At 71.9% G+C, this 20,963-nt stretch carries 19 protein-coding genes and 2 tRNA genes; 11 read left to right on the forward strand and 10 right to left on the reverse strand.

All coding sequences use genetic code 11. From position 1 onward, the window contains the following. Nucleotides 1–47: 47 nt before the first annotated feature. Nucleotides 48–656, reverse strand: a complete 609-nt coding sequence (locus OHS18_RS32290; RefSeq protein ID WP_328618615.1) for a hypothetical protein — start codon at nt 654–656, stop codon at nt 48–50. Nucleotides 657–743: 87 nt separating this feature from the next. Next, nucleotides 744–3,644 carry an ATP-binding protein gene (locus OHS18_RS32295; RefSeq protein ID WP_328613414.1) on the reverse strand — a complete coding sequence of 967 codons (2,901 nt, stop codon included), beginning with the start codon at nt 3,642–3,644 and terminating at the stop codon, nt 744–746. Between the two features lie 450 nt (nt 3,645–4,094). Between OHS18_RS32295 and OHS18_RS32300 the strand changes: the two genes are divergently transcribed. Next, a complete protein-coding gene (locus OHS18_RS32300) occupies nt 4,095–5,198 on the forward strand; it encodes a S1 family peptidase (protein WP_328446240.1) in 1,104 nt (367 codons plus the stop codon). 110 nt (nt 5,199–5,308) lie between these two features. On the opposite strand, the gene OHS18_RS32305 is transcribed toward OHS18_RS32300, so the two are convergent. Both OHS18_RS32305 and OHS18_RS32310 read right to left on the reverse strand, forming a co-directional pair. Next, a complete protein-coding gene (locus OHS18_RS32305; protein ID WP_328446238.1) occupies nt 5,309–5,713 on the reverse strand; it encodes an SsgA family sporulation/cell division regulator in 405 nt (134 codons plus the stop codon). A gap of 154 nt (nt 5,714–5,867) precedes the next feature. Beyond that, the gene (locus tag OHS18_RS32310) at nt 5,868–7,097 is read right to left on the reverse strand and encodes an MFS transporter (RefSeq protein ID WP_328613415.1); all 1,230 of its coding nucleotides are present in this window, start codon (nt 7,095–7,097) and stop codon (nt 5,868–5,870) included. A gap of 128 nt (nt 7,098–7,225) precedes the next feature. Here OHS18_RS32310 and OHS18_RS32315 point away from each other — a divergent pair, with 128 nt between their 5' ends. Continuing rightward, nucleotides 7,226–7,918: a hypothetical protein gene (locus tag OHS18_RS32315; protein WP_328613416.1), complete on the forward strand. Its 693-nt coding sequence runs from the start codon at nt 7,226–7,228 to the stop codon at nt 7,916–7,918. On the opposite strand, the gene OHS18_RS32320 is transcribed toward OHS18_RS32315, so the two are convergent. Continuing rightward, on the reverse strand, nt 7,915–8,388 hold the full coding sequence (locus tag OHS18_RS32320) for an Lrp/AsnC family transcriptional regulator (protein WP_328613417.1): 474 nt from the start codon (nt 8,386–8,388) through the stop codon (nt 7,915–7,917). The genes OHS18_RS32315 and OHS18_RS32320 overlap by 4 nt on opposite strands. Before the next feature lie 213 nt (nt 8,389–8,601). Here OHS18_RS32320 and OHS18_RS32325 point away from each other — a divergent pair, with 213 nt between their 5' ends. Further along, nucleotides 8,602–9,597 (forward strand): beta-ketoacyl-ACP synthase III, encoded by a 996-nt coding sequence (locus OHS18_RS32325; RefSeq protein WP_328446230.1) that lies wholly within the window; start codon nt 8,602–8,604, stop codon nt 9,595–9,597. Here OHS18_RS32325 and OHS18_RS32330 read toward each other — a convergent pair. After that, the gene (locus OHS18_RS32330; protein WP_328613418.1) at nt 9,585–11,081 is read right to left on the reverse strand and encodes an adenylate/guanylate cyclase domain-containing protein; all 1,497 of its coding nucleotides are present in this window, start codon (nt 11,079–11,081) and stop codon (nt 9,585–9,587) included. The two genes, OHS18_RS32325 and OHS18_RS32330, sit on opposite strands and share 13 nt — an antisense overlap. Before the next feature lie 72 nt (nt 11,082–11,153). Here OHS18_RS32330 and OHS18_RS32335 point away from each other — a divergent pair, with 72 nt between their 5' ends. Further along, nucleotides 11,154–11,651, forward strand: coding sequence for an FBP domain-containing protein (locus OHS18_RS32335; protein ID WP_328613419.1), 498 nt, complete (start codon nt 11,154–11,156; stop codon nt 11,649–11,651). Here the strand turns inward: OHS18_RS32335 and OHS18_RS32340 are convergent. Both OHS18_RS32340 and OHS18_RS32345 read right to left on the reverse strand, forming a co-directional pair. Continuing rightward, on the reverse strand, nt 11,648–12,481 hold the full coding sequence (locus tag OHS18_RS32340) for a class I SAM-dependent methyltransferase (RefSeq protein WP_328613420.1): 834 nt from the start codon (nt 12,479–12,481) through the stop codon (nt 11,648–11,650). The genes OHS18_RS32335 and OHS18_RS32340 overlap by 4 nt on opposite strands. Nucleotides 12,482–12,496: 15 nt before the next feature. Further along, entirely contained in the window at nt 12,497–13,192 is a 696-nt protein-coding gene (locus OHS18_RS32345; protein ID WP_328446222.1) for a FadR/GntR family transcriptional regulator, read from the reverse strand. An 82-nt stretch (nt 13,193–13,274) separates the two neighbouring features. Between OHS18_RS32345 and OHS18_RS32350 the strand changes: the two genes are divergently transcribed. Next, the gene (locus OHS18_RS32350) at nt 13,275–13,622 is read left to right on the forward strand and encodes a VOC family protein (RefSeq protein WP_328613421.1); all 348 of its coding nucleotides are present in this window, start codon (nt 13,275–13,277) and stop codon (nt 13,620–13,622) included. A 7-nt stretch (nt 13,623–13,629) separates the two neighbouring features. Here OHS18_RS32350 and OHS18_RS32355 read toward each other — a convergent pair whose 3' ends face one another. After that, entirely contained in the window at nt 13,630–14,160 is a 531-nt protein-coding gene (locus OHS18_RS32355; RefSeq protein ID WP_328446218.1) for a hypothetical protein, read from the reverse strand. Nucleotides 14,161–14,315: 155 nt separating this feature from the next. Here OHS18_RS32355 and OHS18_RS32360 point away from each other — a divergent pair, with 155 nt between their 5' ends. Beyond that, a complete protein-coding gene (locus OHS18_RS32360) occupies nt 14,316–15,086 on the forward strand; it encodes a sulfite exporter TauE/SafE family protein (RefSeq protein ID WP_328446216.1) in 771 nt (256 codons plus the stop codon). Nucleotide 15,087: 1 nt separating this feature from the next. Here OHS18_RS32360 and hisC read toward each other — a convergent pair whose 3' ends face one another. Beyond that, nucleotides 15,088–16,143, reverse strand: coding sequence for a histidinol-phosphate transaminase (gene hisC, locus OHS18_RS32365; protein ID WP_328613422.1), 1,056 nt, complete (start codon nt 16,141–16,143; stop codon nt 15,088–15,090). 125 nt (nt 16,144–16,268) lie between these two features. Here hisC and OHS18_RS32370 point away from each other — a divergent pair, with 125 nt between their 5' ends. From OHS18_RS32370 to OHS18_RS32390, 5 genes are all read left to right on the forward strand, one after another. After that, nucleotides 16,269–16,898, forward strand: a complete 630-nt coding sequence (locus tag OHS18_RS32370; protein WP_328446212.1) for a dienelactone hydrolase family protein — start codon at nt 16,269–16,271, stop codon at nt 16,896–16,898. Between the two features lie 18 nt (nt 16,899–16,916). Further along, entirely contained in the window at nt 16,917–18,911 is a 1,995-nt protein-coding gene (locus OHS18_RS32375) for an acetoacetate--CoA ligase (RefSeq protein WP_328613423.1), read from the forward strand. A gap of 22 nt (nt 18,912–18,933) precedes the next feature. After that, nucleotides 18,934–20,649, forward strand: coding sequence for a phosphatidylglycerol lysyltransferase domain-containing protein (locus OHS18_RS32380; protein WP_328446208.1), 1,716 nt, complete (start codon nt 18,934–18,936; stop codon nt 20,647–20,649). A 66-nt stretch (nt 20,650–20,715) separates the two neighbouring features. Next, nucleotides 20,716–20,805, forward strand: a tRNA-Ser gene (locus OHS18_RS32385). Nucleotides 20,806–20,846: 41 nt separating this feature from the next. Continuing rightward, nucleotides 20,847–20,920: transfer RNA gene (locus OHS18_RS32390), tRNA-Arg, on the forward strand. The last annotated feature ends 43 nt before the right edge of the window (nt 20,921–20,963 follow it).

The raw sequence follows: 20,963 nt of genomic DNA on the forward strand, positions 1-20,963 counted from the left end.
GTGTTTAGTCGGGTTAGAACCCGACTAAACACTCACGACCGGTGGTGTCACTTCAGGTTGTTGATCGCCCAGGCGACCACCATCAGGGCCAGCACCAGGGAGATCACGGCCTGCAGCATCATCGTCATCTTCGCCCAGATCCGCAGCGGCAGGACGTCGGTCGGGCTGAACGCCGCCGCGTTGGTGAACGAGAAGTACAGGTAGTCCAAATAGGACGGTTCCCAGTCCTGCTTCGCCAGGTCCGGGTCGGCCATCTGCGGGAACTGCAGGTCCGGGAACACGTGGCGGCCCAGCGCCCGCCGACCCGGGCCGCCTCGGTCGAACTCCCAGTACCAGAGGGAGAACGCCACGATGTTCGTCCAGTAGACGATGCCGCCGCTGAGCAGGACCGCGCCCGCCGGGGCGGTGAGCGTCGCGGTGGCGATCCCGTAGACCAGCAGTACCGCCGACCCGCCGTTGACCAGCGTCACCGCGGCCACCACGAGCAGCGAGATCACCCGCTCGACCGCGCTGAAGTGGTCCATTTTGCCGGGGTTGACCAGCAGCAGCGCGCCCACCAGCAGGGCGGACATCGACGGCAGCAGCCACCACGGCCGCACCGCCACATCGCCGGGCAGGGCCAGCTGCAGGGCGAGCGTGGCCACGACGACGCCCATCGCCGGCCAGCGCGTCTCACCGGCGGTCCGGCGACGCCACGCGGGAAGTGCCTCTTCTGTCACCGGGTCACGGTACGTCCGCGGCGATCAGCCCGCAGGCGCCGTCGTGACGTCGGCCGGCATCTTGTGCGCGACGTCGGTCCGGGACCGCGCGCCGAGCTTTCGCAGCACCTTCGCGACGTGCTGCTCGACCGTGCGCGGCGAGAGGAACAGCCCGTCCGCGATCTCCCGGTTCGTCCGGCCTTCGGCGAGCATCCGCGCGACTTCGCGTTCCCGCGGGGACAGTTCGCTGCCGTAACCACGACGGCCACGCTGCGAGGGCGCCCAAGCGCCGTGCTCGCGCAACTGGTGGCGGCAGCGGCCGGCGTCGCGGGTGGCGCCGAGCTGCTCGTACGCCTCGGCCGCGGCGCTCAGCTCGTCGACGGCGTCGCGGTTGCCCGCGGCCAGGCGGCACATCGCGGCCCGCTCCCGCATGGCCGTCGCCGGGTAGGGCATCGGCAACGCCCCATAACCCGACGCCGCTTCGTCGAACAGGGTCGCCGCGGCCAGGTGCTTGCCGCGCGCTTCGAGCAGCACGGCCCGGCCGGCCACCAGCGCGGCCGTCGCCACCGGCGCGTCCCGGCCCTCGATGCCCCGCGCGAACGCCTCGACCACGTTGTCGGCCTCGGGCCAGCGCCCGGCTCGCGCGTACGCCTGGGCCGCCGCCGGGACCAGCGCGGCCGCCCAGATCCAGACGCCCTTGCGCCCGGCCGCGGCCACCGCCGTGTCGGCCACCGCGCACGCGCCGTCGACGTCGTCGGTCGCGAGCCGGACGCTGATCAGCACGCCGGCGGCGGACAGCACCACCGGGATCGGGCCCCGGTCCGGCGCGTGCACGCTCGCCGCGCTCAGGTGCCGTTCCGCGGCCGCGAACTCCCCGCGGACGGCGGCCAGCCCGCCCAGCACCAGCGACGACTCCATGACGATCGGGCCGAGCTCCGGGTAGCTGCCGCGCAGCTGCTCGGCGGTTTCGGCGAGCCCGCTCCACTGCCCGCGCACCCAGTCCAGCCGTACGCGGGTGCCCTGGATCAGCCCGATCGCGTACAGCGCGCCCGCGTCGGTGGCGCGCCGGACGCCTTCGGTGACCAGCCGCTGCGCCCGGTCGAGGTAGCCGGCCCACGCCTGCCCGTCGGCGAGGTTGCACCACAGCCGGGCGAGCTGGACGCGCTCGGCGACCGTGCCGACGGTGTCCGACAGCGCTTCGAACTCCGCCCACGCCGACGGGTCGCCGACGTGCGACGCGGCCGCGATCCGGTCGGCGGTCAGCGCCAGCCGCAGCTCGGGGTCCTCGAGCCGGTCGTACACCTCACCCGCGCGGGCGCGCCAGAGCTCGTGCCAGGACAACGGCGTCAGCCCGTCGATCGGCTGGGCGAGCAGGGTGATCCCGCGCGCGGCGAGGTCGGGCCGGTCGACGAGCTCGCCGACCGCGCGCTCGACCTCCAGCCGGCCGCGGCCGAGCTGCCCGATGGTGCGGACCAGCAGCATGCCGAGGCTCAGCCGGATGGAGCCGCGCACCGACGGCGGCAGCGTCACCTCTTCGAGGACGTGCTCCAGCGTGCCGAGGACGTCCGGGCGGAACCCGCGCAGCGCGACCTGGCTCAGCTTGCCCGCCACCCGCCCGACGTCGGACTGCGCCGGGCCGGGTTCGGCGAGCACCGACTGCAGGAGGTCGATCGCGCGGGACGTCTCGCCGCGGGCGATCGCCTCGTCGGCCGCGGCCTCGGCGTAGTGGCGCCACTGGTCGACGCGTCCCGCCGCGCGGGAGTGCCGCGCCAGCAACGTGAGCGGCGGCACCGGCTGCGCGGCGAGCACGCGGATCGCCTGCGCGTGCAGCAGCGCGCGCTCGGGTCCGCTCACCGTGTCGTAGACGGCCTTGCGCGCCAACGGGTGCCGGAAGCCGTACTTGCTGTCGCCGACCTCGCCGAGCACCCCGGCGGACAGCGTGGCGAGCAACGCCGCGCGCAGCTCGTCGCCGGCCAGCCCGGCCAGCTCGCCCAGGACGCCGGCTTCGGCGCCGACGCCGAGCACCGCGGCCGCGCCGGCCAGCCGCACCGCCGGCGCGGGCAGCCCGGAAAGCCGTTCGGTGACGGCTTCCCGCAGCAGCACCGGCACTTCGAGGTTCTCCAGCAACCGGTCGGAGAGGACCTCGCCGACCGGCAGCCGGTCGGCCGCGTCCCGCAGGGCCCGCAGGGTTTCCTCGACGACGAACGGGATCCCGGCCGTGCACTCGTGCAGCTTCGCGGCGAATTCGTCGGTGACGCGCGGAAGGCCGAGGAGCTCGGCGGCGAGCGCGCGCACCGCGGGGACGTCGAGCGCGCCCAGGGTGACCCGCGCTGAGTGCACAGCCGGCCCGGTCCGCAGCGGCGCTCCCGGCCGCACGTCGGGCTCGATCCGGGAGGCGGCGACCACGGCCAGCTCCGGCGGCATCGACCCGGCGAGGAACCGCAGCAGGTCGATGGTGCCCTCGTCGGCCCACTGCAGGTCGTCGAGCAGCACGAGCGCGGGCCCGCACGCGGTCAGCAGCTCCCGCACCGCGCGGAACACGCGGTGGCGTTCGGCGACCGGGTCGGCCAGCGGTTCGGGCCGCGGGGGAAGCGCTTCCGCGAGTTCGGGCAGCAGCGGCCGCAGCACGCCGGCGACCGGGCTGAGCGGGCCGAGCGGCGCGTCGCCCGCGGATCGCAGCGCCTCCAGGATCGGGCCGTAGGGAAAGGGTTCGCGCAGTGGCTGGCAGGCGCCGACGAGGACGCGGCCGCCGTCGAACTCCGGGCGCCGGGCGATCTCGGCGAGCAGCCGGGTGCGGCCCATCCCGGGCTCACCCTCGATCAACACCGCGGCCGGGCGCTGACCGACGACGTCGACGATCGTGTCGAGCTCGGGGTCGCGGCCGGTCAGCCGCGCCGGTCCGGACCGGACGGAGACGGAGGTGGGGCGGGGCGCGGTCAACCACATGTGACCTCCTCGACGCACACCGGGGGCTGTGCGCGGGAGCCTAAGCAGCGCCCAACCCGTCCGTAAACCTTTCACCGAATAGGTGGCCGACACCGCACAAGCACGTCCGCCTACCGGCTGTCACCGGGTTGCCGGTGGAATCGCCGCTCCCGGGCCGCCACGCGAGCGAAACGTCGGCGTCTCCCGCGTCCGGGCGTCGCTTAACGCGGTCGCGCAATCACGCCGGCTACCGAAAGTAGTGCGCGGAAACCCTACTTACGGACCTGTCCGACCGGGTGACAGCCTGCCCTTACGACCGCTTGGAGCAGGGGATTCGTCCGAGGGGAATGCGTATACCCATTCGCCGGGTGCCCGGATTGCACCGTAACGCCCACTGCGGGGACGCTCTGCCGGGGGAGTTCCTCTGCGTGGCCGGTGGGGAGCCGCGCGTAACCACCTCTAGGGAGAAGCATGAAGATCGCCAGACTCTTCGGTGCCGCTGCCGTTGCCGTGATGACGACGGGCGCGCTCGCCGCGATCGCCGTTCCCGCGTCCGGGCAGGACCTGCTGAACCCGGACATCGTGCCCGCGATGCAGCGTGACCTCGGCCTGACCCACGACCAGGCGGTGGCCCGGCTGAAGAGCGAGGACGTCGCGAGCAAGGTCTCCGCGGCCGTCTCCGCGGCGCTCGGCGACGCACTCGGCGGCGTCACCTACAACGCCACCACGGGCAAGGCGCACATCGAAACGACGAACGCCGCCCAGCTCGGCAAGATCCGCGAAGCCGGCGCCGAGGCCGAACTCGTGAAGTTCAGCGCCCGTCAGCTCGATTCCACTGTGGACGCCCTGAACGCGGCCGACAGCTCGGCGCCCGCTTCGGTCACCGGCTGGGGCGTGGACTCCACGACCAACCGCGTCACGCTGACCGTGCTGCAGGGCCACAACAGCGCGGCGGACGCGTTCCTCACGAAGTCCGGGGTGGACAAGTCGTCGATCACGATCCTCGAGACGGCCGCGAAGCCGTCGCTGTACGCCAACATCCGGGGTGGTGACGCCTACTACATCGGCGGCTCGTCGCGCTGCTCGGTCGGCTTCTCCACGACCACCGGCTTCCTCACCGCCGGGCACTGCGCCGCGCTCACCGGCGGCGGCTCCCTGACCGGGTCCAACGGCGCCGCGCTCGGCTCGTGGGGCACCTACCGGTTCCCGGGCAGCGACTACGCCTCGGTCCGGACGAACAGCAGCTGGACCCCGGTCGGCCAGATGAACAACGGCACCCGCGTCACCGGCTCGTCGAACGCGGCGACCGGCACGTCGGTCTGCAAGGCCGGCTCGACCACCGGCTGGACCTGCGGCACCGTCGGCGCCAAGAACCAGAGCGTCCGCTACGCCGAAGGCACGGTCAACGGCATGACCGCGACCAACGTCCGCTCGGCCGCGGGTGACTCGGGCGGCGGCTTCATCGCCGGCAACTCGGCGCAGGGCATCCTGTCCGGCGGCAACACGAGCGTGACGTACTTCTTCCCCATCGGTGCCGCGCTCTCGGCGACCGGCACCACGCTCCGCCTCGGCTGATCTTCCCGGAGGAATCTTCACGGAAACAGCGAAAGGGCGGGTTTCGGCAGCCTCCAGCGCTGCCGAAACCCGCCCTTCGTTCCTCGCCGCGGGAATGGGAGGTTTGCGGGTCAGACGTTGCTGATCTCCTCGATCAGCCCGTCGACGTCGAAGTACGCGCCCTCTTCACCGAGCGGCACCAGCTCGTAGGACGCATCGAGGAACGTGCGGACGTCCTCGATCTCCAGCTCGAACGACGCATAGCCGTCCGGTGACTCGATTTCGAGGGTCAGGAAGTCTTCGTCTTCGGACAGGTCCGGGCGGACGCGCACGTCGCCCAGGCCGGCCGGCTCGTCCAGTCCCTCGACGAGCAGCTCACGGGCGAACGTCCACTCGATCCACCGGCCGCGCTCGGTCCGGAACGCCACGGTGACCGCGAACGGCTCCTCGGCGTGGTAGGACAGGCGCGACAGGACGGGCGTGGTGCTCTCGTTCAGCACCACGAACTGGCTCTGGTGTACGGCTTCGGTGTGCACGGGCCCTCCTGGAGTCTCGCTTCGGTTCGCGCGGCGCGAACTGTTCGGCAAGGAGATGACCAGGGCCTACGGTCATGACGAAGAAACCTTCACGTTCACTTGATCGGTTGCATCCGTCCATTGTGGTGTAACGCCGGGCACATACCCCTTGCGCTCAGGCGGCGACTGGTGGTGACGGTTCGCGCAGCGCGACCGGCAGCTTCTTCCGCAGCACGAGCAGCGCCGGCACGGCTGCCGCGCAGGTCAGGGCCAGTACCGACCACGTCAGCGCGTTGTCCACGCTGAGCAGGGCGGCGAGCAGGCCCGGCGCGAGGGCGATCGGCAGGCCCCAGGACAGCTGGAAGATCGAACTCGCCCGGCCTTCGGCGCCCGGAGGTGCGGCCGCGGCGGCCGCCGCGGTGGCGGTCGGGCCGAACATCGCCTCCGCGACCGAGAAGCCGACGCTCGTGAAGAGGATCAGGCCGGTGGCGACCTGCAGGGAGACCGCCTCGAGGGGAATCAGCAACCCGAAGCAGGCCGAAAAGAGGGTCGCGGCGCCGATCAGCGCGGCCGTCCGGCTCCGGCCGGCGAGCAGGGCGACGATCGGGTGCTGCCCGGCCACCACGACCACGGTGCCGAGCGTGATGGCTGTCCCGGCGATCCACTGTGGACCGTGCAGCAGGTCGTGGACGACGATCGGCAGCACCGCGAACTTGCTCGCGCCGGCGAGCGTGAAAGCCATGTGGGTGACACAGAAGCCGGTGAACGGCCGGTCGCCGAGCACCGCGCGCCAGCCGCCCGAGGCGGCGCTTTCACGTGAAAGTGCCGCGCCCAGGTGGGCACTTTCACGTGAAAGTGCCGGGAGCAGCCGGATCAGGACGGCCGCGACGGCGAAGCTCGCGGCGTTCACGTAGGCGAGCAGGTGGAAGGCCCACGGGCTGGTGATGGCGGGCAGCACCGCCGTCGCCGCGGCGCCGAGACCCGCGCCGGCGAACCGGCCGGCGGTCTGGGTGGCCAGCATCCGATCGGCGTCCCGGCCCTCGGTGAGCAGGCCGACCATCGGCGCGTTGCACGTCCAGAACAGCCGGTCCCCGAACCCGGCGACGACCGACACGACGATCACCTGCCAGCTGCTGTGCACCAGCGGGTAGGCGCAGAACGCGACGATGCGCACCAGGTTGCCGGTGATGAGCAGCGCCCGCGGCCCGAACCGGTCCATCGCGGCGCCGGTCGCCGGCCCGGAGACGAGCGCGAGCAGGGCGCCGGTGCTGAGCGACGCGCCCGCGTCGAGCAGGCCGAGGCCCTGGCCGTGCACCAGGAAGAGCAGGGCGAACGGCACCCACAGCCCGCTGCCGAGCGCGTCGATCAAGGTCGCGGCCAGGAAGATCCGGCGGTGACGAAGCATGCTTTCCCCCAGTGGACAGCGCTTCAGGCTATCGCGTGGCCGCCGGTCCGCGCGTAACACGGCTTCGCGCTCCGCCGACTCCGGTGCCCGAGACGGCCGGAGCTCCCGGCCGCCGTGAGGAGGACGCCGTGCGGCTCGGGCGATGGCTGGTACCGGTCCTGGTGGCGATCGGCGCGACGGCGTGTACCGGCCCGGCCGGCGGAACGGCGGCGGTCGGCGTCCCCGCCGGACCGGACCTCCTCACGTTGCTGCCCGCCCCGGCCACCTACCCACCGCACCTGACGCGGACCGACCTGCTCGCCCACCGGGTGTTCACCCTGCCGGACATCGCCGGGAGCTCGTCCTGGAACGTCTTCGGCGCGCTCGTGCCGCAAGGCGTCTACATCCCGGCGGCCTGCACGGCCCTCAGCAACCCGGATGCCGCGCCCTACTCCGGCACGTCCTTCGCGCTCGACGCGTACGTCTTCGAAGGCAAGACCACGGTGGTGGGGCCGGACCAGGCGATCACGGTCGGCGCGACCGTCGCCCACGGGACCCTCGACGTGGCCGCCGTCCAGGAGCCGGCCGTGCGGTGCGCGCGGGTCGGTGACGGCGGTTCCCTCGTCATCCGGTTCGCGGTCCTGCCGAACCCGCAGGCCGAGCCGGAACAGATCCTCGCGATCAGGGTGACGACCGGCGCGGACACCACCAAACTGACCTACGTCGCCCAGGTCGGCGGGTACATCGTCACCGCCTACGCGCTCTGCGCCGGCCCATCGGTCTGCGAAGCCGCGCTCAAGCCGGTCTTCCACGACGGCGTCGCCAAAGCGCGCGCCGCCTAGGGACTCAGCGGCAGGTTGAGGCCCACTTTCACGCGGTCCATCGCCACGCTCGTCGTGAAGTGCCGGACGTTCGGGTTGTCGAAGAACATCCGCCGTGTGAAGGCCTCGAAGCCCGCCATGTCCGGGCACGTCACGATCAGCACGAAGTCCGCGTTGCCCGTGACGTAGTAACACTGCTGGACGCAGTCGTCACCGAGGACCTGGTGGCGGAAGGCGTCCAGGACCGCGAGGTTCTCCCGCTCCATCTCGACCATGACCACGAACGTCATGCTCAGCCCGAGCGCCCGCGGCGACAGCACCGCCACCTCGCGCTCGATGACGCCCGCCTCGCGCAGCCGCTTGATCCGCCGTTGCACCGCCGCGGCCGAGAGGCCGACCTTCGCGCCGATCGTCTCGGCGATCGTGCGGGCGTCCGCCTGCAGGCAGGCGAGGATGGCGATGTCCAGCTGGTCGAGGTCGGGTGTCTGCACTCCAGCAGGCTAACCGGGACCACCGACGATCCGCCGCGAGTTATCGGTGGGCTCACTCGCTCGTGACGGTGCTCACTACCTCCTGGCCAGGGAAGATGAAACAACTTTTTCAGTGACATCGAACACAACTGACCGGTCTACCAGGGGGTAGCCCATACAAGTGGAAGACCAGCCGGACGCTCCGCCAACCCGCCGGCGTGGGGAGGCTCTCCCGTGCCCGCACCTGCCGCCGTGTTGACCGGACTCGGTTCGTGGCTGCCGACGAAAGTCCTGGCCAACCACGAGATCGCCGCCCGGCTCGACACCTCGGACGAGTGGATCCGCGCCCGCACGGGGATCCGCGAACGCCGGGTCGCCGGCCCCGGGGAGTCCACTGTGGACCTCGCCGTCGGGGCGGGCCGCAAGGCGCTGGCCTCCACCGACGGCGGCGCCGACATGGTCGTGCTCGCCACCGCCACCCCCGACCAGCCCTGCCCGGCCAGCGCGCCGCAGGTGGCCGCCCGGCTCGGGCTCGGCACCGCCGCGGCCTTCGACGTCAACGCCGTGTGCAGCGGGTTCGTCTACGCGCTGGCCACCGCGGCCGGGTTCATCGCGGGCGGCCTCGCCGAGCGCGTGCTCGTGATCGGCGCCGACACCTTCACCACGCTCATCGACCCGGACGACCGCACCACCGTCCCGATCTTCGGCGACGGCGCCGGCGCGGTGGTCCTGCGCGCCGGGGACGCCGACGAACCCGGCGCGTTCGGGCCGTTCGACCTGCACAGCGAGGGTGAGCACGCCGACCTGCTGTGGGTCGAGGCGGGCGGCTCGCGCCGCCGGCTGTCGGACGACCCGGGCGACCGCTTCCTCGCGATGCAGGGCACCGCGGTGTTCCGGCACGCCTGCGCGCGGATGGCCGAGTCGTCCCGGACGGTCCTGGAGCGCGCGGGCTGGATGGTCGGCGACGTCGACCGCTTCGTCGGGCACCAGGCCAACATCCGGATCCTCCAGGCGACGGCGAAGCAGCTCGGCATGCCCGCCGACGCCGTGGTCGCCAACATCGACCGCGTCGGCAACACCAGTGCCGCGTCCATCCCGCTCGCGCTGGACGACGCCCGGCGCGACGGCACCCTCGCGCCCGGCAACCGCGTCCTGCTCAGCGCGTTCGGCGCGGGGCTGACCTGGGGTTCGACGGTCTTGCGCTGGCCGGATCTGGGTCAGTTGTCCTGAGGTTCCGGGCCGGCTGTCCAAGTCGGCGTCGGCGCCTGGCGGCCCCGCAGTTCGAGCTCGCCGTGCTCTACCCAGAAGGCGCGCTCGCCCTTCAGCGCGCCGGACACGGCGGCGTCGCTGGCGAGGATGCGTGACGGCGTCGCCTTGGCCAGCTCGGTGAGCCGCGCGGCCTCGTTCACGGCGTCGCCGATCACGGTGTACTCCAGCCGGCTGCTGGTGCCGAGCTGCCCGGCGAACACCGGGCCGCTGGAGACGCCGATGCCGAGGTCCAGCTCGCCGGCCTCGCGCACCGCGTCCCGGATCGCCCGGGCCGCGGCCAGGGCGGCGGTGGGCGCGTCCGAGAGCCGCGTCGGCGCGCCGAAGACGCACAACGCGGCGTCCCCCTGGAACTTGTTGACCAGGCCGCCGCGGGCGTTCACCGCGGTGACGACGGCCGCGAACAGCCGGTTCAGCTTCCCGACCAGCTCCTCCGGCGGCGTCCGGTAGGCCAGCGCGGTCGAGTCGACGACGTCGACGAACAGCGCCGTCACCTCGCGGACGTCACCGGAGAGCGACGCGCCGTACTCCAGGGCGTGCCGGGCGACCTCGGCGCCGACGTGCCGGCCGAACAGGTCCCGCATCCGCGCCTGCTCGCGCAGCCCGGCGGCCAGCTGGTTCACCGACGTCTGGAGCAGGCCGATCTCGCTGGAGTCGTCGACGTCGACGAGGACGTCATTGTCGCCGCGCGCGATCTTGTCGAGCGCCCCGCGCAGCCGGTGCAGCGGCGCCGCGACCGCGCGGGCCAGCAGTGCCGTGCCGAGCGCGCCGACGACCAGGCCGATCACCGACAGCATGATCAGGCTCGCGGTGTGGTCGCCCGAGCCGAAGTCCGGCGGCGTGGCGACGAGCAGCACGCCGACGAGCGGCACCCCGCAGGTCAGCGCCCAGGTGACGATCAGCCGGGTCAGCACGGTCACCGGCAGCGACCCGCGCGGCGGGACGACGTGCAGCGCGATCGTCATCACCGGCCGCGCCACCCACTCGGCGGCCAGGTAGGTGAGCCCGACGGTGGTGAGGCCGCCGAGCCCGATGGTCGTGGCCATCGCGGCCGCGTCCGCCGCCGAGCCGAGCACCCCGGCGAGCACGCCGAGGACGGTGGTGCCGATCAGCCAGAGCGTGCCGCTGACCACGGCCATGTCGACGGGCAGCCGCAGCGCCCGCCGGGCCTCGCTTTCGGCGGGCGGGCGGCCGAGCACGAACCAGATCGCCGTGCGCCGCTGCAGCCAGGCCGTCCACAGTGTCCCGACGAGCAGCGAGACGGCGACGATCCCGGCCGCGACGATCCCGAGGATCCAGCCGCGGTCGCCGACGTCGCTGGGCAGGCCCTGCAGCAGCAGGAGCAGCGCGACCACGCCGGAGCCGGCGACGCTGGAGCCGAGCCCCAGCCCGGCGAAGCCCAGGCTGGTGCGCAGGACGACCCGAAACCTCCCGGCGTTCTCGCGCACGGCGTTGATCGTATGGCGTGCGGCGGGAAAAGGCGTGGCCACGCCCCTCGCCGCCCGGTTACCGTGCCGATCATGGAGCCACTCGGCCAGGAGGAGATCCGGGCCTCGTTCGTCAACTGCACCCGCGGCGAGGCCAAGGGCGTGACGCTGCCCGCCCGGCCCGACGAGATCCCGTGGGACCGACGGGAGTTCCTCGGCTGGCGCGACCCGAAGGCGCCCGGCCGCGCCTACCTCGTGCTGCCGTACGGCGGCGAGGTCGTCGGCCTGGCGCTGCGGGCCGCGCCGTCGCCGAAGTCACGGCTGCGCAGCAACATCTGCGGCTTCTGCACCACGACCCACGGCCTGGCCGACGTCACGCTGTTCTCCGGCAAGCGCGCCGGGAAACCCGGCCGCGAGGGCAACACGCTGGGCATCTACGTCTGCGGCAACCTCGGTTGCTGCCAGTACGTGCGCGGTGAGCTGAAGTCCGACGTGCCCCAGCCGTTCGAGACGCTCACGCTGGAGGAACGTCTCGCGCGGCTCGAGGAGAAGGTGCACAAGTTCGTCGCGCGGGTGCTGGAGTCGCGTTAGAAGCGGTACCGGACGATGTGGGCCATCCGGGCCAGCGGCGGGAAGTACTTCAGCATCCGCAGCTGCAGCCGCGTGACCGGCCGCACCCGCGCCATGACCTCCGGCGTCGCCCAGTGGCCGGCGTCCAAAGAGGACACACACGTCAGGCCGTAGCGCTCCAGTTCGCGCGGGTCGTCGACGCCCCAGATCAGCGTCGCGCCCGACTTGCGGACCGGGGGGTTGAGCTTCTGCGCCTTGATCCCCAGCCTGCTGAACAGGTCGCAGATCAGCTCGCCGGACGGGAACTTCGCGACCAGGCGCCGCACCAGTTCGGTGCCCTGGCCGGCGGTCAGGTACATCGTCAGGCCCTCGGCGACGATCAGCGCCGGGCGGTCGGCCGGCACCTGGTCGAGCCAGCCGAAGTCGACGACCGACGTGCCGATGTTCGTGTGGTTCGGCGCCGCCGCGTAGAGCTTCTCGCGCAGGGCGACGACCTCGGGGTAGTCGACGTCGTACCAGTGCGCCGTCGGCGGCGGGGCGAGGCGCTGGAAGCGCGTGTCCATGCCGCAGCCGAGGTGCAGCACGATCGCGTCCGGGTGCGCGGCCAGGTACGCCGCGGCCCACGCGTCGATCGGCTTCGCCCGCAGCACGACCGACACGGCGGCGTCGCGGGTCATGCCGAGCTTGGTGAAGTCGTAGTCGATCTGCCGGACGGCCTCGTCGGCGGCGTGGTCGCCGAGCACCGGGTCGGCTTCGCGGCTGTCGAGCGCGCGGCCGTAGAGGGTGGCCAGCATGGTGGCCTTTTCTTCGGTGAAGTGGACCTTCTCCATCACGACCCCCAGAAGTTTCACAACATTGTGAAAAGGCTAGCGCTCTTCGGGGTGCGCGGCGAAGTCGTGCGCGTAGGTTTTCGCGTCCACCAGGTGCTTGAGGGTGCGCTCGCGCGCCTCGGCCGGGTCCGACCGGCGGATCGCGTCGAGGATCGCGCGGTGGTCGTCGACGGCCTTGCGGATCTGCCCCGGCAGCCGCAGCGCCGCCCGCCGCTCCTCGCCGACCAGCGCCAGGACCGACCGCAGCAGCCCGGCGACGTCGTCGTTGCCCGCGTTCTGCGCGATGACCCGGTGGAACTCGGCGTCGGTGGCGATCACGCGCAGCATGTCGCCGTCTTCGGCGGCCTGCGCCATCTCGGCGACGTTGTCCTCGAGGCGGCTCACGACCTTCGCGGTCGCGTGCCGGGCGAGCCGGTCGGCCAGCGTCGGCTCGACGGTCGCGCGCAGGTCGAACAGCTTCTCGACGAGCTGGTCGTGCTCGGTGAACCAGGTGCTCAGCGGCTGCTCCCGCGTCTCGGCGACGTAGGTGCCCGAGCCCGCGCGGATCTGGACGTACCCGATGGAGTCGAGCACGCGCAGCGCCTGCCGCAACGACCCGCGGCTGATACCCAGGTCCTCGCACAGCACGCGCTCGGCGGGCAGCCGCGAACCCGGCGCCAGCTCACCGGAGTCGATCATCGCCCGCAGGTGGTCGACGGTCGCGCTCCAGACCTGCTCGGTGTCCTCACCCACGGCCCCATCCTGCCGCACGCCCGGAATTGTCGGGGGTGGCTGCCATGATCGAGGGCGTGGACACTCTCTCGGAGGAACCGGCATGACGGCCCGGTTCAAGGACCTCGCGCTGGACGCGAACGACCACCAGGCCCTGGCGGACTGGTGGTGCTCGGCGATCGGCTACGTCCGCCACGCCTCCGCCGCCGAGCGCCCGCCGGGCGGCCCGATCCCGATCGTCGACCCCGACGGCAAGGGCCCGTTGATCTGGCTCAACCCGGTGGCCGAGCCGAAGACGGTCAAGAACCGCATGCACCTGGACGTCGTCGGCGACCGCGCCGAGCTGCTGGCGCTGGGCGCGACCCTGGTGAGAGCGGAGGACGACGACATCAGGTGGGACATCCTGGCCGACCCGGAAGGCAACGAGTTCTGCCTCTTCGCCCCCGGGTGACGGGAGGTCACCGGTCGAACGTCCGGATTTCGGTGCGGTAGCGCCCGGCACCCCGGTCCGGGTTGAGCAGCAGGACGAAATCGGGCAACGCGGTCGGCGCGGGCCGGCCGGCGGTGTCCTTCTGCCCGGGTTCGGCATCCCATTCGATCAGGGCGATGGTCACGCTCCACCGGCCCGCCGGCAGCGGGACGCGCAGGCCGGCGTCCACCGCGGCTCCGACGTGCTCGATGCCGCTGATCTTCGCGTCGCCGGTAGTGCGGAACAGGTACGGCTTCGATGCGGCGAGGAGGTACCGGCGTTCTCGTTGGGTCAGGCCGGCCGCGGCCGACTCCGAGCCGGCCCGGGCGAGGACCTGGAACGCCCCGTCGTCGCCGATGTTCACCGGGACGAAGGCGCCGGCGACGATGTGGCGCTTGAGGTCGTCGTCGTCCAGCAGCGCCGCTTCCCACGTGGGGTAGTCGACGACGCCGGCGAACGACGCAGGGGACCACAGCCCGAACAGCCCGGCATCAGTGGCCACCACGCCGGTGACGTCCATGGGCCGTGCTCCCTTCGTCCGCGCGGATCCTACGCAGCCGGGACGTCGGTATCGCGGCCGGCGAAGCGGCTTTCGCCACCCGGTGGGTGTCTGACCAGACACATCCGCGTCGCGGGACGCGGCCACGGTGCTTAGGCTCCGCACGTGAGTGCTTCATGACGTGGTGGCACGCGGCGATCGTCCTGATCGCCGGGATCTGGGCCGGGACCATCAACGCCGTGGTCGGGTCGGGGACGCTCGTGACGTTCCCGGTACTGGTCGCGCTGGGGTACCCGCCGGTGACGGCGACGACCTCCAACGCGATCGGGCTCGCCCCCGGCACCCTCAGCGGTGCCTGGGGTTACCGGCACGAGCTCAAGGGCTACTGGCGGCAGACGGCGAAGTTCGCGGTCGCGTCGTTCCTCGGCGCGATCGGCGGCACCATCCTGCTGCTCTCGCTGCCGAAGGACGCCTTCGAGGCCGTCGTGCCGATCCTCGTCGGGCTGGCCGTGGTCCTCGTGATCGTGCAGCCGCGCGTCTCGAAGTGGGTCGCGAAGCGCCGCGACGAGAACGGCGCCGAGCACAAACCCGGCCCGCTGCTGATGTTCTTCATCTTCCTGATCGGCATCTACGGCGGGTACTTCACCGCCGCGCAGGGCGTGATGCTGATGGCCGTCATGGGGATGCTGCTGTCGGAACCGCTGCAGAAGCTCAACGGCGTGAAGAACGTCCTGGCCGCCGTGGTCAACGTCATCGCCGGGCTGATCTACGCGTTCGTCGCGCCGATCAGCTGGCCCGTCGTGCTCTGGCTGGCGATCGGCTCCACCGCCGGCGGCTTCCTCGGCGCGAAGATCGGCCGGAAGCTGCCGCCGGCGGTGCTGCGCGGCGTGATCGTCGTGGTCGGCACGGCGGCCGTGATCCAGCTGGTCGTCAAGCAGTTCAGCTGAATCAGCGGCTGAACTCGCGCGCCGCCGCCAGGAACAGGTCGTTCTCCTCGGGCGTGCCGATGGTCACGCGCACGCCGTCGCCGGCGAAGGGCCGCACGATCAGCTTGCGGTCGAGGGCGTGCTCGGCGAACGGCACCGCCTGCTCACCCAGCGGCAGCCAGACGAAGTTCGCCTGCGTCTCCGGCACCTGGTACCCGGCCGCGATCAGCGCGTCCCGCACCCGGCCGCGCTCGGCGACGATGTCCTTGCACCGGTCCAGCAGCTCGTCCGCCGCGTCCAGCGACGCCACCGCCGCCACCTGGGCCAGCATGTTCACCGAGAACGCCACGTACACCTGCCGCAACGCGTCCGCGATCGCCTCCGGTGCGACGGCGTAACCGACGCGGAGACCGGCGAGGCCGTACGCCTTCGAGAACGTGCGGAGCACCATGACGTTCGCGCGGTCGCGGGTGTACTCGACGCCGTCGGGGACCTCGGGGTCGGTGACGAACTCCTTGTACGCCTCGTCGAGCACGATCAGCACGCGCTCGGGGACGGCGTCCAGGAACCGCTCCAGCTCCGCGCGGCGGATGGCCGTACCGGTCGGGTTGTTCGGGTTGCAGACGAAGACCACACGCGTCCGGTCGGTGATCGCCGCGAGCATCGCGTCGAGGTCGAGCTCCTGGCCCTCGGTGATCGGCACCTTCACCGAGACGGCGTTGGCGACCTGCGTGACGATCGGGTACGCCTCGAACGAGCGCCAGGCGAAGATGACCTCGTCACCGGGGGCGCAGACGGCCTGGATCGTCTGCTGGCACAGCGAAACCGAGCCGCAGCCGACGGCGATCCGCTCGACCGGCACGGCCAGGTCGCGCGCCAGCCGCTCGCGCAGCAGCTGCGAGCCGGTGTCCGGGTAACGGTTGATACCCGCCGCCGCCTCGGCGATCGCCGCCGCGACGCTCGGCAGCGCGCCGCCGGGCACCTCGTTGCTCGCCAGCTTGATCGCACCTTGGATCGTCCGGCCTGGGACGTATTTCGGCAACGATTCGAGATCGGCACGCGGGGACACGGACGACATCTTCGGCGCTCCTGGGAATCGGCGGGACGGCCCGACCACCGTATCTTTCCGGGCCGCCGTCCCGCGACTCCCTTCCGGCGGTACGCGGGTTCCCGCCGTTCACCTCGAAGTGATTGAGTGACGTTATGACGTCGACCAGCACCGTGGACTACCAGCGCACCGACGGCCCTACCCGCCGCCTCACCTTCGCGGAACCCGAAGGCGCGCTGCGGGGCGGCCTGGTCGTGCTGCACGAAGCGGACGGCGTCACCGACGGCGTGAAGCTCCTGCTGGCCAGTCTCGCCACGGAGGGCTGGCTGACCGTCACACCCCACCTCGACGGCCAGGCCCTCACCCAGCAGGACCTGCTCGAGGCGACGGACATCACACTCGCGTGGCTCGTCGAACGCGGCGTCCAGGGCGACCTCCTCGGCGTGATGGGCTTCGACCTCGGCGGCACGGCGGCGCTCGTCGTCGCTTCGCACCGGCGGCTCGGCGCGGCGGTCAGCGTCGGCGGCCAGCAGGCCGCGGAGCTGCCCGCGCTGGTCGAGATCGCCGGGAAGCTCACCAGCCCGTGGCTCGGCATGTACGGCGACGCCGGTGACGAGGCCGGCGGCGCGGAGGTGGAGCGGCTGCGGGACGCGGCCGCGTCGGCGAAGGTCGCCACCAACGTCGTCCACTACCCGGGCGCGAACCACCGCTTCGACGCCGACCCCGGCGCGGCGGCGGAGGCCTGGCAGCGCACGCTCAACTGGTTCGACGCACACCTGCGTTAGGCGGATTACGCTCGGGGAGTGACGTACACCGCCGACGCTCCCGAAGTCCTCTGGCGCCCCGAGCCGGGCCACGTCGCCGACACGAAGATCGACGCCTTCCGCCGCTGGCTGGGCGCCGAACGCGGCGTCGAGGTCGGCGACTACCAGTCGCTTTGGGAGTTCTCCGTCGAGCGCGGGCCGGACTTCTGGGCCGCCGTCGCGGACTTCCTCGGCGTCCGCTGGCACGAGCAGCCGGGCGAGGTGCTCTCGGGCGGGATGCCGGCCGCCGTCTGGTTCGAGGGCGGCACGCTGAACTACGCCGAGCACGCGCTCACCCCCGGCGTCGCCGGCGCCGCGAAGGGCGACGAAGAGACCGCGGTGATCTTCCATCGTGAAGACGGCTTCGCGGACCACCTCACCTACGGCGACCTTCGCGCACAGGTCGCCGCGGCGCGGGCGGCGTTCGTCGAACTGGGCGTCGGCAAGGGCGACCGCGTCGTCGCGCTGGCCCCGAACTGCCCGCAGACGCTGATCGCGTTCCTCGCCGCGGCGAGCATCGGCGCGATCTGGTCGTCGTGCTCGCCCGACTTCGGCGTCCGGGCGGTCGCGGACCGCTTCGTGCAGATCGAGCCGAAGCTGTTCTTCGCGGTCAACGCCTACGCGTACGGCGGCCGCCGGTTCGACATCCGCACGACCGTGGCCGAACTGCGGCAGAAGCTGCCTTCCCTGGCCGCGACCGTGCTCGTCGAGTACGTCGGTGACGGCCGGATGGAAGGCACCCTCGACTGGGCGGAGCTGCTCGCGGAGCACGAGGGCGCGCCGCTCGAGTTCGAGCCGGTCGAGTTCGCGCACCCGCTGTGGGTGCTCTACTCGTCGGGCACCACCGGCCTGCCGAAGGGCATCGTCCACGGCCACGGCGGCATCACGCTGGAACACCTCAAGGCCCTCGCCCTGCAGACCGATCTCGGCCCCGGCGACCGGTTCTTCTGGTTCAGCACCACCGGCTGGATGATGTGGAACTTCCTCATCTCCGGCCTGCTCGTCGGCACCACGATCGTGCTCTACGACGGCAACCCGGGCTACCCGGACCTGAACGCGCTCTGGCACCTGGCCGAGCAGCACCGCGTCACCTACTTCGGCACGTCGGCGCCGTTCATCCAGAGCTGCCTCAAGGCCGGCGTCAAGCCCGCCGAGCGCTACGACCTGACGGCGTTGCGCGCGCTGGGCTCCACCGGCGCGCCGCTGAGCGTCGAGGGCTTCCGGTGGATCGTGGACGAGGTCGGCGCGAAGGTGCAGATCTGCTCGGTCTCCGGCGGCACCGACCTGTGCGCGGCGTTCGTCGCCTCGGCGCCCGACGTGCCGGTCTGGCTGGGGGAGCTGTCCTGCCCGGCGCTCGGTGCCGCGGTCAACGCGTTCGACGAGGCCGGCCACGCTCTGCTCGAAGAAGTCGGCGAGCTGGTCATCACGAAGCCGATGCCGTCGATGCCGGTGTTCTTCTGGAACGACCCGGACGGCTCGCGGCTGCGCGAGGCGTACTTCGAGATGTACCCGGGACTGTGGCGCCACGGCGACTGGATCCGGATCACGAACCGCGGCTCGGCCGTGATCTACGGCCGCAGCGATTCGACGCTCAACCGCGGCGGCGTCCGGATGGGCACGGCGGAGTTCTACCGGGTCGTCGAGGGTTACGACGAGATCGCGGACTCGCTGGTCGTGGACACCTCGGCGGCCGGGAACGAGGACGGGCAGCTGCTCTGCTTCGTCGTGCTCGCGAACGACGTCGCGATCGACGACATCGAGCCTGCGCTGCGGAAAGAGCTCCGTAGCGCCCTGTCACCGCGCCACGTACCCGATCGGTTCGTAGTGGTTTCCGAGATACCTCGTACCTTGAACGGTAAGAAGTGTGAGGTACCGGTGAAGAAGATCCTCGCCGGTGTGGCTCCTGACCGGGCCGTCAGCCGGGACGCGCTGGCCAACCCGGCGGCGTTGACGCCGTTCGTGGAGCTCGCCGGGGGGTGGATGGGGGAAGCATGATCGTCCGCAACGGGTTGTACAGGTGGTGACGGGGACACGCGCGCAGACCACCTGGCGGGTGGCGGGGGCCACTTCCGTGGGGGTGATCACCTGGGTGACCCGGCTGGCCGGACTGATGACGCTCGTCGCCGTCCTGGTCCCGGCCGGGCGCCGGAACCTGCGCGGGCACCTGTCGGAATGGCTGGAGCTGCCGCAGGAGGCGACGGTCGCCGCGGCGACCGTCGCGCTGGTCACGGGTGTGCTGCTGGTGCTGCTCGCCGCCGGGCTGCGGCGTCGCAAGCGGCGCGCGTGGCAGCTGGCGGTCGGCGCGACGGTGCTGCTCACGGTGTCGCACATCGGGCTCAAGCACGTCTTCGGCGCCGGCCTGGTGTCGGTGGTGCTGCTGGTCGGCCTGATCGCGACCCGGAAGTACTTCGTCGCGAAGCCGGACCCGGTGGTCGGGCGCTGGCGCGCGGTGCGGAGCTTCGTCGAGCTCGCGCTGGCCGGGTTCGTGATCAACCTCATCCTGCTGTCGGTGGCTTCGCACGCGGTGCTGGAGCCGATGAGCTTCCCGGACCGGCTGGCGGAGTCGTCGCTGGCGCTGGTCGGGGTCAGCGGGCCGGCGGTGTTCCACGGCATGTGGCTGGAGGACCTGACGGCGGCCGTCGGCCTGCTGTTCGGCATCGCCGCGGTGCTGGTGTCGGCGTACTTCCTGCTGCGCTCGGCCGAGCCGGCGCCACGGCTGACCGACGACGAGGTCGACCGCCTGCGCAAGCTGCTGGACGAGCACGGCGCGCGGGACTCGCTGGGCTACTTCGCGCTGCGCCGCGACAAGTTCGCGGTGTTCTCCCGCACGGGCAAGGCGGCGGTCACCTACCGCGTGATCGCCGGCGTCGCGCTCTGCTCGGCCGACCCGCTGGGCGACCACGAAGCCTGGCCGGGCGCGATCGAGGAGTACCTCGAGGTGTGCCGCCGCAACGGCTGGGTGCCCGCGGCGATGGGCGTCTCGGAGCTGGGCGCGACGGTCTGGGCCCGGTTCGGCCTGGAGGTCCTGGAGATCGGCGACGAGGCGGTCGTCGACGTCGACGGCTTCACCCTGGACGGCCGCGTCATGCGCGGTGTCCGCCAGGCCGCGGCCCGCACGAAGCGCGCGGGCTACAAGGTCCTGGTCCGGCGCACGGAAGACCTTCGGCCGGGCGAACTGGCCGAGCTGGAGACGCTGGCCGCCAACTGGCGCGGCACGGACACCGAGCGCGGCTTCTCGATGGCCCTCGGCCGCATGGGCGACCCGGGATCGGTCCTGGTGACGGCCGAGCAGGGCGGCCGGGTCCGCGGCGTGCTCCAGTTCGTCCCGTGGGGCCTGACCGGCCTGTCCCTGGACGTCATGCGCCGCGACCGCACGGCCGACAACGGCGTCAACGAGCTGATGATCTCGGAACTGCTGCTGTCGGCGGCCCGCCACGACGTCAAGCAGGTGTCGCTGAACTTCGCGGCGTTCCGTGCCCTGATGGAACAGGGCCAGCGCATCGGCGCCGGCCCGGTGGCGAAGACGGCGGCGAAGGTGCTGCACTTCTTCTCGCGCTGGATCCAGATCGAGACGCTCTACAAGTTCAACGCCAAGTTCCGGCCGCGCTGGGTACCGCGCTACCTGGTGTACCCCGGAGTCCGCGAGCTGCCGCGTGTCGGCATCGCGACGTTCGAGGCCGAAGGCCTCGGCGGACGATCTCCACGCCTGCTCAGGCTGCTGCGCCGGGCGTGACGGGGGGTGGTTACCGAGGGGGTTCGGGGGGTGTGTAACCTATCTGAGCAGTGGTCGTTGGGCCCAGGAGGCTTCGCCTAGTCTGGTCTATGGCGCCGCACTGCTAATGCGGTTGGGGGTAACCCCCCCTCCCGGGTTCAAATCCCGGAGCCTCCGCTGGTACTCGGTTCGCCGGGTGCTAGGTTACAACTGAACACGCGCCCGTAGCTCAGCTGGATAGAGCATCTGACTACGGATCAGAAGGTCAGGGGTTCGAATCCCTTCGGGCGCACGTCTGGTTGAGACAGCACTAGAGCCCCCTCGCAAGAGGGGGC

The sequence above is a fragment of the Amycolatopsis sp. NBC_00355 genome (assembly GCF_036104975.1).
In the GTDB taxonomy this organism is placed as follows: domain Bacteria; phylum Actinomycetota; class Actinomycetes; order Mycobacteriales; family Pseudonocardiaceae; genus Amycolatopsis.